Genomic DNA, 17,812 nt, shown 5'->3' with positions numbered 1-17,812 from the left:
AATTAATGGGTTGTTACAGTTAATTGATTCTTGGAAAGACAGAATTGGCATAAGTTATGGTCAGTTATTTAATGACAATTACATTCTGGGTGAACTCCTGACCGGCTTTACGGTAAAGGAGATTTGGATAGCCCAGTACATACATATCAGTAGCAAAAGCTTCTATCTTAAGCATTTTTCTTAAAAGCGGATTACAGGAATTGGTAAAATCGGCAGTTTTGGTTATAATGGGAATGCGGGAGACTTTATTCATATAGGATAAAAGCTGTCTTCCCTTGTTATTGAGGCCTAAAACTCTTGCATACTGGGGTCCTCCGAATTTGTTGAAGCTATCAAAGTCAACGGAAGTAAGCCCGGTCATTATACCGGTAAGTATTCTTTGAACTCTTGTCCTGGTATATCTTTTGGTACATATTTTTTCGATAAGTTCATCCCATGTGCCGGAAGTCTCTGCTGCAACCTTTATGCGATTTTCCATTCCTTCCGAAACATAGGGGAGCATTCTTATCTCTTCTTTGGTCATTCTGCGGAGGTTTGAAAGGATCAGCAATTCATAATTATTAGGATATATAGGACCTCTTCCGGAATCAAACTCTTCTTCCAGAATATTTAGGCAATTGGCCGGAAGGACTGCATCCAACTGACTTTTTTGGGTTTGAATTAATTTTCTTATGGAGGTGGCGCTTGAAATACTGCCTGTGATTTCCTCCGAATTGTAAGAATTATTTATACGTTTTATTGTAACGGGAGTAATTCTGCTTTTTAACCTTTTCAATGCCTTAATGTATTCTATTCCGAGTATGTTGTTTGACGATCCGATAACTGCTTCAAAGTCGGATATGTCAGTGCCTTTTTCCGATAAAAAGCTTTTTAGTGCCGTTTCCCTTGCCGAAGGAAAGGATTTTCCCTTACCCAACTCCTGTTTTAACACGTTTTTGTAGCTTTCCGGTTCACTGACCAGAATATCTGCGATAATATCAAAGGTATTTATGTCTGCTGTCTCACTTCCAAAGCACAAATAGTTCACCACGCCGATATCGTTGAGAATTTTTACGGCACCAAACGCGAAAAATTCGGCGCTGGACATAGCATAGGGAACGGGAAGCTCAATAACCAAATCAACTCCACATTGTAAAGCCATTTTGGCACGAGCCCACTTGTTTACAATGGCAGGTTCCCCTCTCTGAATATAGTTCCCGCTCATTACGCAAAGGACATAGTCGGCATTGCACAAGCTTTTAGCTTGTTCAAGATGATATAAGTGACCGTTGTGAAATGGATTGTATTCAACAATCAAACCCAATACCCGCATAAAAAATTCCTTTCGAACTTATTATTAAATAAATTCTGCTATGGAACACTTGTATATTATAACCTATGTACTTTGCATTTAGAATAAGTAAATTTTTATTTTTTCAAAATATGTTTACTTGCCGGAATTTATATAAAATTTCTAATTCCAATTTTGATTTTTAAAAAGTTTTCCTATTGATGTTTTATAGAATTTAATTTCAGGAAATTTTAAGCTGTAAAAATCACAGGGGCTTTTTTTGGAAGTATCTTCTTAAAAAATAAATACTGTTTTGCGGGAGATAATATTATTGAAGCAAATATCTATTCGTAAAATTGCATATTATTTTTTACAAAAGGAGAAGAAGGGAAATGGAAAATACTGTAGTTAATGAATTGAATACAGTTTTAAAAGGCGAACACATGGCTGTGGAATCCTATGACAGATTTATTCATATGGTAGAGGATGACCGTGTAAAAGAAGAATTTCAAAAAATACTCGATGACCATAAAAGGCATGTTAAATTACTGGAAAAAAGAATAGAAGAACTGGGTGGAGAGCCTAAAGAAGATCTTGGGTTTGCAGGGGTTATGGCCAATGCAAAGCTTGCTATGAGAACCATGGGAGACAAGAAAACCATAGACTTGGTTAAACAGGCCTATGATGGCGAAGGCAAAGGTATAGCAATGGTTAAAGAGATTATAAAAGGTGACCTTGATGATGAAAGTGCTAAATTAATGCAGGATATTCTGGCAAAAGAACATGAGCATTTATTCAATATAAACCGGATTATAGAAGAATTGGAAGAATTAAATTAGTTATTTGAAAACGGTAATTAGAATGTAAATATGAGGCTGATGAGAGGCATAGCTATTAGATATTGAATAAAAATTAAAGGCAGTAGTTAAAATTTGATTACTGCCTTTTTGCTGTAACTTTTTTTTATTGCTTTTCTTTTTCCATTTCTTTTTCTGCTTTTTCAATGCTTTCGGTATTTGAAATTGCAATTCTTCCTTTTATGTCAGTGAGATACACATTGCTTTCATTGACAACTTTTTCAAGTTCATAAATTGAATAGTCAAGTTTACTGGCAAGATCTTGGTTTTGGGCATTTATCGTGTTTTTGTATATTGCCCAGGAAGATTTTAAATTTTCTATATCTTTACGGGCCTGGTCCCAGTTTAAAATTGAGGCATTTAATACAGCGTTCCGGATGTAATACCTAATCCTTTTGATTTCGGGCGATGATGGAGTCTTATACAACATATAAAAATCCGGAATATATTGATACAATTCATTGGCAGCCAAAAGGGTTTTATTTTTGTCTTTTGTTACAGCATTGGATGTTAAATTGTTTAATGAATTGTCAAATTTGTCAATTAAGTCTTTTCCGGCATTCTTTTTCATTGCAGACGGAATATAGGCATTCCATTCATAATGTAATTGATTTGTGATAGAAGAAATTTCCTGCCAGGGATCTTTTTGAGCGGCACCTTTTTCGCTGTCACTGCCTTCAGAGTTTTTTTGTTCTTCAGTGGTTTTCTTTTCTTTGCTCTCCGATTCATATTCCTGGCTTTTTTCTTCGGCTCGAGGTTCTTCCTCATTGCTTTTTTCTTTAGCTTCTTTCTCATTGCTTTTAGGTTTTGGGGATTGACCCGCTTTATTTTTACCCTGATCTTCCTCGCTTTTAATTGTAACAGCCGGGCCTTCCAAAACATTAATTATTTTTTCTATGCTGTTTTCTATTTTTTCAAGATCTTCAGGGATTTTATCGGATTTTTCGGTTCCTTTCATTTGTTTTGCCTGTGATTCCGGCGATTGCTCTTTCCGTTTACACCCGCCAATAAGTAAAGTGCAAGCTATGATAAAAATTAATAATAAGGATAAACTTGGCTTCAGTCTCATATTGTCTTAGGTCATATATTTCAAGAAAAATTCATGGGGATTATGTAAAATTTTTCTGAAATATATGGCCGTAACTACCTCCATTTCTACTAGTATTATAGCTACTATTATTATTTCAAAATAATAAATTTAAATACGGTTGTACTATTCCGAAACAAAAGAAAAAATTACATAAAGGTTTTTCTTTAATATTGTCAAATTTAATATTTTAAATGTGCTTTGAGTGAATAACTTTTTAACAGCCTTTAAAGAAGAACTTTATAATTAAAAAAGGTTAAAAACTCAAAGGACATGCAATAAAAAATAGGGGGAACCACTTAATGAGTATTAATGTAAGTCTTTGTTCAAGGAAAGTTGGAGAAATAAAAAATTTCTTGGAAAAGTTTTACCAAAAAGAAATAGACTTAGACAGTGATGTTGGACAATGGACCTATAAATACAACAGGCCTCTTGAAGCTATTGATATAATTAGTACAGTAATAGACAACAGTTACGAATATAGTATTAAAATTTTTATTCAGGTTGATGATGGAGATATTCACATGGTTACTTCCGAGAATTGCAACGATATCATAAAAGCATTGCTGTATTTATATTATGAGGACTGGGACAGGGAAGAAGTATGACAGGTATTAATCCTTAATTTTTAGGCAATACTTTACTAATGAAATAAGTTTCATTGGTAAAGGAGAATTGATATGGAAGAATTTAATATTAGTGTAGAGAACAGAACAGAGTTGGGTTCGTCAGGAGTAAGAAAAATCGTTCGGGAAGGTAAGGTGCCGGGTGTCTTATATCAGGGAAAGGAAAGCCTGCCCATTGAAATAAACAGAGATGAATTAAGAGCTGTACTGGCAGGCAGAGTGGAGGAAGAGATAGTTCTCAATGTTAATTTTGACGGCAAGCAGTTTAAGGCAATAATCAAGGAAGTACAGAGGGAACCTGTCGGCGGGGAGATTCTTCACGTTGATTTGATGCCAATTGAATCGCATAATTACATACATTAAGACTATTTTAAATTTATATTTTGTAATAAAAAAAATAAATATCATTTTCAATAAAATAACAGAAGGATTAATTACGCAATCAGACAGAAATGGCACTGTAATAAGGTACAGTGTCGTTTTCTATTTATTTTACAGTTGATTTATTTGTTTGACTGAAATATAATGCTTTTGTATATTTTTTTAAAATAAGGGTTGAACTGTTTTTAGAAAGAAGATTGAAGGATTTTATCTAATTTTGAAGAATATTAAAAAAAACTTTGAAATGAACAGCTGCAGCTTTATGAAAGATAGGAGTGGTTATATGAACAATTTTGGAGAAGAAAAAGCTGTGTGTAATTTTTGCGGTGAAGAGATATCACCGGATGCGAAGAGATGTCCTTATTGCGGCAGTATTCTTAGCAGGGAAAGAAACCTGAGCAATGATGAGGTGAAAAATGACGGATTTTATGATGACGGTTCAACGACAGAAAGTACAAGTAGCTATAATTCCAAGGGACTAAGCGATAATTACATTAATACCGATATTAGTGCCAAGGATTTTATAAATGAGGAAAAAATTAACGACGAAATGAATAAAGGCGGACTGTTTGATGCCAACGACAATACACTTGGGGAAGAAAAGATGAATGTGCAGGCAAAGGCGGAAGGATTTATCGAAAGCGGTACACAAATGCCGCAGCAAGAACAAATTGCTGTGCAAAGGCCTGCTGTAAATAATAATATAAGACCGCAGAGACCTACCATGATAAATACTCCTGCCGTGAGGGCTTATGAAAAACCTTCTCTCAGCAATGCAATGAAGGTGTTTTTGACATCTGTAAGCAATGCTATACCGGGATTAGGCCAATTAGTAGGTGTAATAACAGCAATTGTGTTTATGAACTCGGAAGGAGATACTGACAAAAGATCCTTTGGAGTGGCATTGATGGTTAACTCAATTATTGTTTTTGTAATTTGGGCTATTTTCTGTTGCGTTGTAGGATTGCTAATTCCTGGAAATAGTGGTATTTAGTAATATGGATATAATTTCAAAAGCATACTTTTTTATAGGCAGTTTAGTGTGCCACCAGATACGGGAACGTACCATATATATTGGTGAAAAGCCTCTTCCTTTTTGTGCAAGGGATACAGGCATATATTTGGGAATTTTTATTGCATTAATATACTGTATTTCCCGCAGGAAGTTAAAAGCCGATAAAGTTCCGTCAACTCGAACCGGTATATTATTGGTTATGTTAACTGTTCCAATGATGATTGATGCCGTCAGTTCCTATGCATCAATCAGGCAGACAAATAATACTGTAAGGCTGTTAACTGGAATTTTCTTTGGCATGCCCATAGCTCTTTTTCTGATTCCTGCAGCCAATTATAAAGTTGATGGCTCAAACCGATTAAAAGTAATTGACGGTGGTACTGATTTATTATTGCTGTCCTTTATAAATGTTTTGGCGGCCTTTATTATTTTAAAGTTTGAAATACCGTCCTGGTGGACAGTTTCTACTGCGTGCCTGTCAGGTTTGGTGTTTATAATTTCAAGACTGGGTTATACAGTAATAAAACTATTGAATTTAGGAAATCCCGAAAGAAGGGGAGTATATTCTCTGGGAATAACAGCTGTAATTTTCGGGATGTTGTATATATTTAAATACTATGTAATAGAATGGATAATGTATCAAATAGGGATTTAAGGTGAGCAAATTGCTAACGAAAAAACTCATTAGACAAGAGATTGCTTCCCTGAGAAAAAATGAAAGCAGGGAAATTATAGAAAACAAAAGTATTGAAATCACTAAAAAAGTTATTGATCTGGAACCTTTTATAAACGGTCGGGCAATAATGTGTTATATGGACTTTAAAAATGAAGTGATGACTAAGTATATAATAAGTCATTGTTTTGAAGAAGGGAAAAAGGTGATTTTGCCTCTTGTGGATACAATTGATGGTGTAAAGAGGATTGTGCCTTATGAGGTTAAGGATCTGGAAAGGGATTTAAGTGCAGGAACCTTCGGTATTTTGGAGCCAAAAAAGGACAGGGCAGAAATTTTTAATCCTGAGGAAATTGATTTGGTTATAGTACCGGGAGTTGCGTTTGATACACATAGAAACAGGGTTGGTTATGGAGCAGGGCTTTATGACAGATTTCTTAAATCGGTTAGAAACGATTGTCCTAAAGCAGGAATTGCTTTTGAATTTCAGATATATGATTTTATACCAGTTGAAGAACATGATATTCCGCTGGACTTTGTTATAACGGAAAAGAGGATTATTTAGGAAGATTTTAAACTGATATTGTATTTCCTTTATAATATTATCAATAGAAAGGATAAATGCTGCTGTGGAGAACAAAGTAACGGTAACTGGTGCAAACAAGGTTTTTATGCTTGTATTGGTTATAAATATTGTATTTTCCTTTGTGACTGAGCTGGTGGACATCGCATTTGGAAACATTCTTGATGATAATATGTTGTTGATTTTAATGATGATTCAGTTTTATTGTATTTTGTTTCCCGCTTTGTTTTATATGATCGGGAACAAAATAAATATAAAGGATACTCTAAGGTTTAACAGTCCGGGATTGTTGCCTTCATTTTTGATAATATTGATATCCGCACCGGCTTTTTATGCTGCTTCGGCATTAAATTCAATTGTTTTTTATATCCTGCAGTTTATAGGTCGGGTACCGGATGATTTGCCAATACCTCTACCTAAAAATCCCGGAGAAGTATTTGTTACACTGCTTGTAATAGCGATAGCACCTGCTATATGTGAGGAAATTTTGCACAGGGGACTATTATTGAAGGCATACGAAAACAGAGGAACTATGAAGGCTGTTGTTATATCGGGAATCATGTTTGGTGTCTTTCATTTTGATATTACCAATTTGTTAGGACCAATATTATTGGGAATATTATTCGGCTATTATGTGGTAAGAACCAATTCCATTTTTGCCGGTGTAATTGCCCACTTTATGAATAATTTTCTGGCTACAATACTGCAGTACTTACTCAAAGATATGGAAAGGGATTCGAGTTTTTATACATTGCAGGATTTGGGATATACATTGTTATTCGGTGCAATATGTGCTGTATTTGTTTTTTTGCTTTTGATATGTTTTAAATTCGCTACAGAAGGGAAATGCAGAATTAAGGAGTCGAGAACCACTGTTTTAAACGATGCGATTTCAATAATTTCTCACTGGCCCATAGTTGTTGTAATAGTTCTGTACATAATATTTATCGGACTGTATCTTATTACTATTAGCCTATGATATGACGAAATCAATTATCATAAGAAACAATTTGTTATCTCATTATTGGTTTGCAAAAATCCGGCCTTAAAATATGTAAAAGTTACTGGCAAACAGTGTGTGTGGAAGGTAAGAAATATTTAATATATATGACCTTGGGACAATTTTTATTATCAACACTAACAGCATATATATTTTTTAGTAGATTTTGTTGCTTCGGCATAAAAATGAAGAAAAAAAAGGTGTCAAAAATTATTGTAAAAAAATTCAAAAAGCAGCTGATGGAGGAAGATATTTTAATTAAAATAGCCCGGTTAATGCTGAGGGACAAAAATTGAAAGGATGTGCGGTAGTAAACATGGGGACGTATATAAAGTAGCCATATACGTCAGAGAGAGCAGAGATGATAACGAACAGAATTATGAAACCATTGAAACCCAGCGAGGACTTTTGGAGGAGTTTGTTAAGAGCAGGAATTTAGGCAGTATAGTAAGGATATATGTTGATGACAATGTCTCGGGAGCCGGATTTGAAAGAAAGGGGATTGAAGAACTCAAAAACGATATATCAAGAGGGATTGTGAATTTACTGGTCATTAAAGATTTGTCGAGGCTTGGAAGAAATAATGCAAAAACTCTTCTGTTTTTAGACTACCTGGAGGAAAACGGTGTAAGGGTAATTACTTATGACGGGAGATACGACAGCCTGAAGGATAATGACACCGTTGGAATTGACACTTGGTATAATGAAAGATATATCAAGGATATATCCAGAAAAATTCGGGCAAATTTAAGATTCAAAATACAAAAGGGTGAATACATAGGAAATTCACCCTTTGGTTATTTAAAATCCCCTAATGAAAAAAACAAACTGGTTGTAAACGATGATGAGGCAAAGGTGGTAAAAGAAATTTATGCTTTGTATCAGGAAGGATGGGGCTATAGCCGCATAGCGTCTTATTTAAATCAAAAAGGATGTCCTTCGCCTTCAAAGGGTACCTGGAATCCCGTCACCGTAAGACGTATTTTGTCTAATAGAGTATATATAGGGGATACGGTGCAGGGAATAAGTGAGAGGATAAGTTTTAAAAGCAAAAAAACCCGGCGACTTCCTGAGGACAGGTGGGTTATAACCGAAAATACCCACGAGGCCATAATAGAAAAGGAAGAATTTTATAGGGTACAAAAAATGATGAAGGAAAAGCTGGCAGGTACGGGACCCCATAAAGGCGTTATACACTTATTCAGGGGTATTGTATATTGCGGCAGATGCGGCAAAGTAATGTTTGCAAGAGCTAGAAAAAACAGGCCTATGGCGTATATTTGCAGCAGCTACGGGAAAAACGGAAGAATTGATTGCAGCAGCCATCATATAAGAGAGGAGCTGCTTGTCGATATTGTAATAGAAGATATTATAAAGCTGATTGACAGTTTGGAACTGGATTCAAGGCTGATACAAAGACTGGAAAGTTTATTTTCCGATGATGGCAGAACTGAATGTGAGAGGCTGGAAAAACAGATCAGTCAAAAACTGAGGCAGCAGGAAATGCTGTATTTAGACAGGTTAGAGCAAAAAATATCCGAGGATTTGTTTGTAAGAATGAATAGGCAGTTGGAAGAAAAGGTTCAGTTATTAAGAGAGGAATTGGAGGAAGTTAAGAAAAGGTGCACTGATTTAATGACAGCATCAGAAATAATCTCCTTGTTAAAAAAACAATTGAAAGCCGGCAGCATTACAAATGATATAATTAAAACAGCTGTTGACAAAGTTGTAGTTTTTGAGGCCGGAGATGAATATCCGGTTGAGATTTGGGGAGATTTAATAGCTGTAGAGGACAGGAACAGACTTTCCGAATTTGGCGGGATAGTCATAGAGTATAAATATTAGAGCTGTAAATTGAGTTTCCGATTGTAGCTCTTTTTTGCCGGCTTTATTAATGTTTGCCAATGTGATAAAATTACTTTAGATAAGATTTTCGAGGGGAGTGGTGATTAACATCATGATTAAGTCAGGCTTGTTACACAGAAAGTCAGGTTGGGTAAAAGCTATAGTGTTTCTGTTCATATCAGTGATACTTTTAGCTTTTTCGAATTTTGCCTATTGTGCAGAATTTGTGTATGGGGATGTCAACGGCTCCGGCAGTGTGGACTCAGTTGATTATGCCTTGGTTAAGGGGTATATCTTGGGTATGATTACTGAATTTCCTGGTCCTGATGGGAAGAAAGCCGGGGATGTGAACGCTGACGGAGAGATTAATTCCATTGACTTTGCTTTGATGAAAAGTTATTTACTGGGTCTTATCAAAAAGTTTCCTGCAGAGGATATTCCTGCGGTTACCCCTACACCGACAGCTCCTCCTAAAAAGGGGAATGTTACCTATACCCTTGTAAAAGTTTCCAATCCTACAGCCGATCAGATAGATGCTTATAATAGAATTCAGAGTGCTATGGATAAAGCAATAGAATTTTACAATAATTACACTTCAATTACAAAAACACTGACGGTATACTATGAACCTTCTGTTTCGACTGCTGACGGAAATATTAACGGTACAATCCGATTTGGATCAAACCGCAGTTATATGAATCATATTACTGCTATGCACGAAATTGCTCATACTGTTGGGGTAGGAACATCCGGCAAATGGTCATCTCTGATAGTTAACGGGGTTTATACCGGTCCAAACGCTACAGCAGCCATAAGGGCTATTACAGGAGACAGTAATGCTGTAATAAAAGGTGACAGTACCCATTTTTGGCCTTATGGACTTAACTATACCAGTGAGGTTAAATCGGATCAGGATCTTATAAACCATTGTATAATTGTTGATGCGATGAAGAAAGACGGTATATAGCATGGGACTATAAAAACCGGCAGAATTCAAACTGCCGGTTTTTTTATATCTTTCAGACCGTGAAGTGAAAAATTTTTATGGAATTTTGTTGCGTTTTTTAAAGGAATGCTTTATTGTCTTTTTTCAAAAAAATAAATGTATTTTTATGCAAAATTTTTTTATGTTTTTGACGATAGTTTTTTATATACCGGAGTTTAGTGCTTAGGTTTTGTTTGAAAAATGTATAAATATAAAATTATTTTTTGATATTGAGTTTTGGCTGTAATGTAAATTATGATTGCCGGCAGGCCAAAATAACCGATAAAATTTTATATACAAATGCTTGAAATGTGCTTGATAAGCGAATAGACAGAGTCTGTTGAATTAAATATCGTATTTTAAGTTAAAAAATAACTAATTTATGTTGACAAAAGTGCTGAGATAAGATGATTTATATTTATACAATTAAATGCATAAAATATATAAGTTTTAAAAATTTTAAGGAGAAGATTTTTATGAAAAAAGTTTTCGTTTTAACCATTTCAATGCTGATGTTCTGCAGTTTTATACTTACCGGGTGTGGTTCAAGCAGCAAAAGTTCCGGTGCGAAAGTTATCGATATTCCATTAACCGATGAAGAATATGCCTTTGGAGTAGATAAGAATCAACCGGAACTTCTTGCAAAGGTGAACGAATTTATTGCTAAAATTAAATCCGACGGAACTCTTGAAAAAATAAACAATAAATATTTTGGCGATGGTAAGCCTGAACCTGTTACCTCAGCTGCGCAAGACAGCAGCAAGGATCAGCTTATAGTGGCAACAAATGCAGCTTTTGAGCCTTTTGAATATATGGTAGGCTATAAGTACTATGGTATTGATATGGAAATTGCGGCACTTCTTGCGGATTATCTCGGAAAAGAACTGGTTATAAGCAATATGGATTTTGATGCCGTGTGTCTTGCGGTAGGTCAGGGAAAAGCCGATATTGCCATGTCCGGTCTTACGATAAAAGAGGACAGAAAAGAATATGTTACCTTCACAGATCCATACTATAATGCTTCGCAAAAAATCATTGTCAAGGCGGATGACAATACCTTTGACAATTGCAAAACTGCGGCCGATGTTGAAGCAATTCTTTCAGGATTGGGCAGTGATACCAAAATTGGTGTTCAGACAGGCACTACAGGGCAATTTTATGTTGAAGGCGATGAAGATTGGGGCTTTGAAGGCTATAATGTCAAATGTGTAGGCTACAAATCCGGTTCTCTTGCAGTCCAGGATATGCTTAACGGCAACATCAATTATGTTATTATCGATGAGGCTCCTGCGCAAAGCATAGTAAAAGCCATTAACGAGCTTAACTGATTGAAGTAATAAATATACACTCTATAGTTTACTCAAAAGCATTTTATTATATTAGTATAAAAGGGATCAATTATGGGAAATTTTGATAAAAAATTGATGAAGTTTTGGGAGATTTTTTATACCAATAAAGGCTATACAAAAGTCCTTATAGGACTTTGGAATACGCTCTGTATTGCAACTTTAGGACTTTTTATAGGTATTGTTATCGGTACGATAATTGCCGGTATCAAAGTAATGCCTAAATATAAAAGATTACCCAAAATACTGGAGAAAATATGTGACTTTTATGTCGGATTGTTCAGAGGCACGCCGGTTGTGGTGCAGCTTTTGGTAGCATATTTTGTTGTGCTTCCTCTTATTGGAATAAAATTGACTCCACTCACGGTATGTGTACTGGTATTCGGTCTCAATAGCGGTGCTTATGTTTCTGAGATAATGAGAAGCGGTATTATGTCGGTAGACCATGGTCAGATGGAGGCAGGCCGGGCACTGGGGTTGAGTTATCGGGTAACAATGCTTAAGATAGTTATTCCTCAGGCGGTTAAAAATATATTGCCAACGCTGGGAAATGAGTTTATAGCGTTGATCAAGGAAACCTCTGTTGTAAGCTTTGTGGGTGCTTCAGACTTATACGTTGCTTTTAGTTATATAGGAAGCAACAGCTATGAATTTATGGTTCCATACCTTGCTATGGCGCTAATCTATATTGTATTGGTTATGATAATAGCATCGCTTATAAAAGTAATGGAAAGGAGGCTGAGAAAGAGTGATAGACGTAATTAACCTGAAAAAAAGCTACGGCAACCTTGAAGTATTGAAGGATATTACGGTCAGTATCAAAGAAGGAGAAAAGGTTGCCATTATAGGTCCTTCAGGAAGCGGAAAAAGCACCTTTCTTCGTTGCCTCAATTGTATGGAGGATCCGACAAGCGGATCTATTATATTTGAAGGTGTTGACATTGCAGATATGAAGGTAGATATTAATATCTATCGTCGGGATATGGGAATGGTATTTCAGCAGTTCAACCTCTTCAATAATAAAACTGTAATTGAAAATATAATGCTTGCACCGGTATATATAGGGATACATGATCTTAATGTAAAGAAGTTTAAAAATTTCTTTATAAAAATTAAAAACATTTTTGCAATGGAAAAAACTCCTTTATATGAGATTAATACATCAAAAGAAAAGATAAAGGCCGAGGCAAGGGAAAACGCCATGCGCTTGCTGAAAAGAATCGGCTTGGAGGACAAAGCTAATGTCTATCCATCAACTCTTTCCGGCGGTCAGAAGCAAAGAATAGCAATAATTCGTGCCCTTGCAATGAACCCGAAGGTCATTCTGTTTGATGAGCCCACTTCAGCTTTAGATCCCGAGATGGTGGGAGAAGTTCTTGACCTTATCAAGCAGTTGGCAGAAGAGGGTATGACCATGGTCATAGTAACCCATGAAATGGGTTTTGCAAGAGAAGTGGCCACCAGAGTTTTGTTTATGGATGGGGGAAAAATTTTGGAGGATAATACTCCCGAGGAGATTTTTACAAATCCTCAGAATCCAAGAACCAAGGAATTTTTATCTAAGGTATTATAAAGTGCTTATGGGGATTGACGGAAGTATTTGACGATACAATATTAAGTATTCTTTTTATTGTTTCAGGTAAAAAATTCCCGTACCATCCCCTGACTTTATCTATTGTTAGCTGTCGCATCTTAATTAAGATTTTCTGTTTTGCAGCAAATTAAACCCGTCAAATTATATTTTCTATATCTGTAATATCTTATTTTTATACTGCAAGGTTTGCAGTCATACCTTTTTGTGTCAACTCCATTAAGATTGATAAATAATGTCATTGACACTATATTTTATTTACTCACTGTCTAAACTTTACAATGCTTGGAATATAAAATATAATTAATATTGTTATTCTTGGTGTCGGATTGCTTGCAAGGAAATAAATTGGGGTTATTTTTCGGATATGTACATTAATTGAGTTTTAAATAAACATAAATGGAGGGAGAGAATTAAAATGAAGAAAAAAGTATTACTGTTGTTACTGATTATTATATCTGTTGTTTTTGGCGTGATGTCTGTTGGTGCTGCTTCTTTATACGGTGACCTGAATTAAGATGATTCGGTTGATTCAATAGACTTTGCAATAATGAAAGGTACATTACTTAGCAAACTGACAATTGGCAATATTACATTAGCTGACTTAAATGGCGACGGATATATAAATTCATTAGATTTAGCATTGTTAAAAATGTATTTGCTTGGTAAAATAAGCAAATTTCCTATTGAAGACTTGAACCCGATAATAACACCAACTCCTGAGCAAGAGGTTACACCAACACCTGCAATAAGTGTTACACCGACTCCTACAAAAATTGGCGAAGAAGTGTTTGAATTCAAAATAAAAATTAGCAATAGGGGTGGTGTATATTATTTTCCGATTAAATCTTCAGATAAAAAATATAATATTGATGTTGACTGGGGAGACGGTATAAGAAGCAATATAACCGATTATTCAGCAAGGGGACATAAATATGAGAAAGCAGGTACATATACGATAAAGGTTTTTTCTTTTGATTATATGCCACTTTTCTTTTTTAACGATAAGAACTTGATTGAAGTGATTACGCCAATTCCGGACCTTGGTGATAAATATTTTCACTCTTTTTTTAACGGCTGCGAGAACTTAGAGAAAATTCCCGAAGGACTGTTTGCAAATAATATAAATGCAACCAGCTTTGCATATTGCTTTGACGGCTGCAGCAGCTTAATGGAAATTCCGGAAGGTTTGTTTGCCAATAATATTAATGCAACGGACTTCAGTGGCTGTTTTTCCGGCTGCGAGAGATTAAAAGAAATACCTGAAGGGCTGTTTGCAAATAATATAAACGCAACTAGCTTTGAATATTGTTTTAAAGGCTGCAGCGATTTAATAGAAATACCGGAAGGTTTGTTTGCCAATAATGTCAATGTAACAAACTTCAGTGGATGTTTTTATCTTTGTTCCGGTTTGAGGGAAATTCCTGAAGTATTGTTTGCTAATAACATTAATGTAATCAGCTTTATGGAGTGTTTCGGAAGCTGTGAGAACTTAAGAGAAATCCCGAGAGGATTGTTTTCCAATAACATTAATGTGAAAGACTTTAGTTATTGCTTTACTGGGTGCAGCAGCTTAAGGGAAATACCGGAAGGACTGTTTGATAATAATATTAACGTAACTACCTTCTGTCAAACTTTTTGGGCTTGCACCAGCTTGACAGAAATACCTGAAAGCCTATTTGAAAACAATGTTAACGTAACTAACTTTATTGGATGTTTTAGGTCTTGCAGCAGCTTAATGGAAATACCTGAAGGTTTATTCGACAATAACATTAAGGCAGCTAACTTCCTTTTTTGTTTTAGTGAGTGCATAAACTTAACGGAAATTCCTAAAGGATTGTTTGATAATAACATTAACGTAACAGACTTTAGTAAGTGTTTTGAACGTTGTGAGAACTTAAGAGAAATCCCCGAAGGATTATTTGATAATAATGTTAATGTAACTGACTTCAGCTACTGCTTTTATGGCTGTGGCAACTTAACAAAAATACCCGAGGGACTGTTTGATAATAATATTAACGTAACAGACTTTGAAGGCTGTTTTTGCCACTGTCGTGGCTTAACAGGCTTAGCACCTGCTTTGTGGCAGCGTTCAAATGTAACAAGTCATAAGTATTGTTTTTATTCATGTACTGAATTGGATAACTATTATGATATTCCAAGAGATTGGAGATAATGGTAAGATGACTCGTACCTGGTAATGTTGCAATATTCATATTGATTTTAGCATGTAAGATTAAATACAATTGACGTGTCGAAGAAAAGGTTTATGTTTATATAAATGCACATTCTGGCTTACCAAGGATGTGCATTTTTTAAAATAAAAATATTTGTATAAAAGTTCTCAAAAGGTATCGGGTAAAATTATCGCCCATATAATAAAAATATGTATAGTGCAATATCAGGCAGAATATCTGATTATAATGAAGAAAATGAAATATAAATTAATTTAATGGTTAAATATCGTGATTTTATGGTCTTGTATAATGGTAAAATAGGTGATATATTATTAAAGCTGTCGCCGATACCGACCGCGAAATTACTTAAGAAGCAAGACAGAAAGCCGGTTGGAGGTCAATACGAAAAAATTAAAAAAAAGTGTTGACAAAGATGAAGCGACATGTTAACATAAGATTCCGCGCCGATGAGGCGATGGATATGGACTTTGAAAAGTGAACAGTGTAAGAAGGAAAGGAACTCGTTGATTTAATGAGTAACTTGCGAGATATACGCGAGTAAGTAATTTGGAGCCAAAAGGCTTTCTAAAGAGATTAATACGTAGCTGTAGAGATACAGCGAAGTAGATAAAGTTTTTTTAGAGAGTTTGATCCTGGCTCAGGACGAACGCTGGCGGCGTGCCTAACACATGCAAGTCGAGCGGTCCTGCATTCAACATTGAGTATTCAGCTGACGTTGGAGATTGAGCCGGCGTCAAGCAGAAACAACCATATACTATGATATGTTTAAAGTTTCTGCTTCACGCTGAATAAAGTGCCAACACAAAAAGGAGCTGAGTATTGAATGTTGAATGCAGGATAGCGGCGGACGGGTGAGTAACGCGTGGGTAATCTGCCTCACACAGGGGGATAACACTGGGAAACTAGTGCTAATACCGCATAACATAACGAGGTGGCATCACTTTGTTATCAAAGGAGCAATCCGGTGTGAGATGAGCCCGCGTCCGATTAGCTAGTTGGTGAGGTAACGGCTCACCAAGGCGACGATCGGTAGCCGAACTGAGAGGTTGATCGGCCACATTGGGACTGAGACACGGCCCAGACTCCTACGGGAGGCAGCAGTGGGGAATATTGCGCAATGGGGGAAACCCTGACGCAGCAACGCCGCGTGAAGGAAGAAGGTCTTCGGATTGTAAACTTCTTTGGTTGGGGACGATAATGACGGTACCCAAGGAACAAGCCACGGCTAACTACGTGCCAGCAGCCGCGGTAATACGTAGGTGGCGAGCGTTGTCCGGAATTACTGGGTGTAAAGGGCGCGTAGGCGGGGATGCAAGTCAGATGTGAAATTCCGGGGCTCAACCCCGGCGCTGCATCTGAAACTGTATTTCTTGAGTGCTGGAGAGGAAAGCGGAATTCCTAGTGTAGCGGTGAAATGCGTAGAGATTAGGAGGAACACCAGTGGCGAAGGCGGCTTTCTGGACAGTAACTGACGCTGAGGCGCGAAAGCGTGGGGAGCAAACAGGATTAGATACCCTGGTAGTCCACGCCGTAAACGATGGATACTAGGTGTAGGAGGTATCGACCCCTTCTGTGCCGGAGTTAACACAATAAGTATCCCACCTGGGGAGTACGGCCGCAAGGTTGAAACTCAAAGGAATTGACGGGGGCCCGCACAAGCAGTGGAGTATGTGGTTTAATTCGAAGCAACGCGAAGAACCTTACCAGGGCTTGACATCCCTCTGACAGCTCTAGAGATAGGGCTTCTCTTCGGAGCAGAGGAGACAGGTGGTGCATGGTTGTCGTCAGCTCGTGTCGTGAGATGTTGGGTTAAGTCCCGCAACGAGCGCAACCCTTGTTGTTAGTTGCCATCATTAAGTTGGGCACTCTAACGAGACTGCCGGTGATAAATCGGAGGAAGGTGGGGACGACGTCAAATCATCATGCCCCTTATGTCCTGGGCTACACACGTACTACAATGGCTGCTACAAAGGGAAGCGAGACCGTGAGGTGGAGCAAATCCCCAAAAGCAGTCCCAGTTCAGATTGCAGGCTGAAACTCGCCTGCATGAAGTCGGAATTGCTAGTAATGGCAGGTCAGCATACTGCCGTGAATACGTTCCCGGGCCTTGTACACACCGCCCGTCACACCATGAGAGTCTGCAACACCCGAAGTCAGTAGTCTAACCGAGAGGAGGGCGCTGCCGAAGGTGGGGCAGATGATTGGGGTGAAGTCGTAACAAGGTAGCCGTATCGGAAGGTGCGGCTGGATCACCTCCTTTCTAAGGAGTAGGATGATACTTAAAGGTATCACTACTTATGGTCGATATCGGTTGTGAGACAGCCGATAGAGGGTTTCTTTCCTTACACTGTTTAG

At 36.9% G+C, this 17,812-nt stretch carries 15 protein-coding genes, 1 rRNA gene and 1 pseudogene; 15 read left to right on the top strand and 2 right to left on the bottom strand.

The window, feature by feature from the left end:
- Positions 1-64: 64 nt before the first annotated feature.
- On the bottom strand, positions 65-1,312 hold the full coding sequence (locus CLOCL_RS11120; RefSeq protein WP_014255452.1) for a nucleotidyltransferase: 1,248 nt from the start codon (positions 1,310-1,312) through the stop codon (positions 65-67).
- A 350-nt stretch (positions 1,313-1,662) separates the two neighbouring features.
- On the opposite strand from CLOCL_RS11120, the gene CLOCL_RS11115 reads away from it, so the two are divergent.
- Entirely contained in the window at positions 1,663-2,109 is a 447-nt protein-coding gene (locus tag CLOCL_RS11115; RefSeq protein ID WP_014255451.1) for a ferritin-like domain-containing protein, read from the top strand.
- A 124-nt stretch (positions 2,110-2,233) separates the two neighbouring features.
- On the opposite strand, the gene CLOCL_RS11110 is transcribed toward CLOCL_RS11115, so the two are convergent.
- Positions 2,234-3,085 carry a hypothetical protein gene (locus CLOCL_RS11110; RefSeq protein WP_245532780.1) on the bottom strand — a complete coding sequence of 284 codons (852 nt, stop codon included), beginning with the start codon at positions 3,083-3,085 and terminating at the stop codon, positions 2,234-2,236.
- A 431-nt stretch (positions 3,086-3,516) separates the two neighbouring features.
- Between CLOCL_RS11110 and CLOCL_RS11105 the strand changes: the two genes are divergently transcribed.
- The 14 genes and pseudogenes from CLOCL_RS11105 (at position 3,517) to CLOCL_RS11040 (ending at position 17,717) form a co-directional block, all read left to right on the top strand.
- Positions 3,517-3,822: a hypothetical protein gene (locus CLOCL_RS11105; RefSeq protein WP_014255449.1), complete on the top strand. Its 306-nt coding sequence runs from the start codon at positions 3,517-3,519 to the stop codon at positions 3,820-3,822.
- A 72-nt stretch (positions 3,823-3,894) separates the two neighbouring features.
- The gene (locus CLOCL_RS11100; RefSeq protein ID WP_014255448.1) at positions 3,895-4,203 is read left to right on the top strand and encodes a 50S ribosomal protein L25; all 309 of its coding nucleotides are present in this window, start codon (positions 3,895-3,897) and stop codon (positions 4,201-4,203) included.
- A gap of 301 nt (positions 4,204-4,504) precedes the next feature.
- A complete protein-coding gene (locus CLOCL_RS11095) occupies positions 4,505-5,215 on the top strand; it encodes a zinc ribbon domain-containing protein (protein WP_014255447.1) in 711 nt (236 codons plus the stop codon).
- Positions 5,216-5,219: 4 nt separating this feature from the next.
- Positions 5,220-5,891 carry a DUF2085 domain-containing protein gene (locus CLOCL_RS11090; RefSeq protein ID WP_014255446.1) on the top strand — a complete coding sequence of 224 codons (672 nt, stop codon included), beginning with the start codon at positions 5,220-5,222 and terminating at the stop codon, positions 5,889-5,891.
- Position 5,892: 1 nt separating this feature from the next.
- Positions 5,893-6,474, top strand: a complete 582-nt coding sequence (locus tag CLOCL_RS11085) for a 5-formyltetrahydrofolate cyclo-ligase (protein WP_014255445.1) — start codon at positions 5,893-5,895, stop codon at positions 6,472-6,474.
- Between the two features lie 64 nt (positions 6,475-6,538).
- A complete protein-coding gene (locus tag CLOCL_RS11080) occupies positions 6,539-7,471 on the top strand; it encodes a CPBP family intramembrane glutamic endopeptidase (RefSeq protein ID WP_014255444.1) in 933 nt (310 codons plus the stop codon).
- A 321-nt stretch (positions 7,472-7,792) separates the two neighbouring features.
- On the top strand, positions 7,793-9,337 hold the full coding sequence (locus tag CLOCL_RS11070; protein WP_014255443.1) for a recombinase family protein: 1,545 nt from the start codon (positions 7,793-7,795) through the stop codon (positions 9,335-9,337).
- 112 nt (positions 9,338-9,449) lie between these two features.
- On the top strand, positions 9,450-10,304 hold the full coding sequence (locus CLOCL_RS11065) for a dockerin type I repeat-containing protein (RefSeq protein ID WP_041715097.1): 855 nt from the start codon (positions 9,450-9,452) through the stop codon (positions 10,302-10,304).
- A gap of 494 nt (positions 10,305-10,798) precedes the next feature.
- Entirely contained in the window at positions 10,799-11,650 is an 852-nt protein-coding gene (locus CLOCL_RS11060) for a transporter substrate-binding domain-containing protein (protein ID WP_014255441.1), read from the top strand.
- A gap of 72 nt (positions 11,651-11,722) precedes the next feature.
- Entirely contained in the window at positions 11,723-12,433 is a 711-nt protein-coding gene (locus CLOCL_RS11055; RefSeq protein ID WP_014255440.1) for an amino acid ABC transporter permease, read from the top strand.
- The gene (locus CLOCL_RS11050; protein ID WP_014255439.1) at positions 12,417-13,241 is read left to right on the top strand and encodes an amino acid ABC transporter ATP-binding protein; all 825 of its coding nucleotides are present in this window, start codon (positions 12,417-12,419) and stop codon (positions 13,239-13,241) included. Before CLOCL_RS11055 ends, CLOCL_RS11050 begins: the two co-directional genes overlap by 17 nt.
- A 547-nt stretch (positions 13,242-13,788) precedes the next feature.
- Positions 13,789-13,911 (top strand): annotated as a pseudogene (locus tag CLOCL_RS23665) (dockerin type I domain-containing protein); the annotation flags it as partial.
- Entirely contained in the window at positions 13,912-15,435 is a 1,524-nt protein-coding gene (locus tag CLOCL_RS11045; protein WP_338029057.1) for a BspA family leucine-rich repeat surface protein, read from the top strand.
- Between the two features lie 636 nt (positions 15,436-16,071).
- Positions 16,072-17,717, top strand: a 16S ribosomal RNA gene (locus CLOCL_RS11040).
- The last annotated feature ends 95 nt before the right edge of the window (positions 17,718-17,812 follow it).

Source organism: Acetivibrio clariflavus DSM 19732, assembly GCF_000237085.1.
In the GTDB taxonomy this organism is placed as follows: Bacteria; Bacillota; Clostridia; order Acetivibrionales; family Acetivibrionaceae; genus Acetivibrio; species Acetivibrio clariflavus.
Note: the sequence above shows the minus strand (reverse complement) of the source record. Positions and strands in the feature narration are given on the sequence as shown.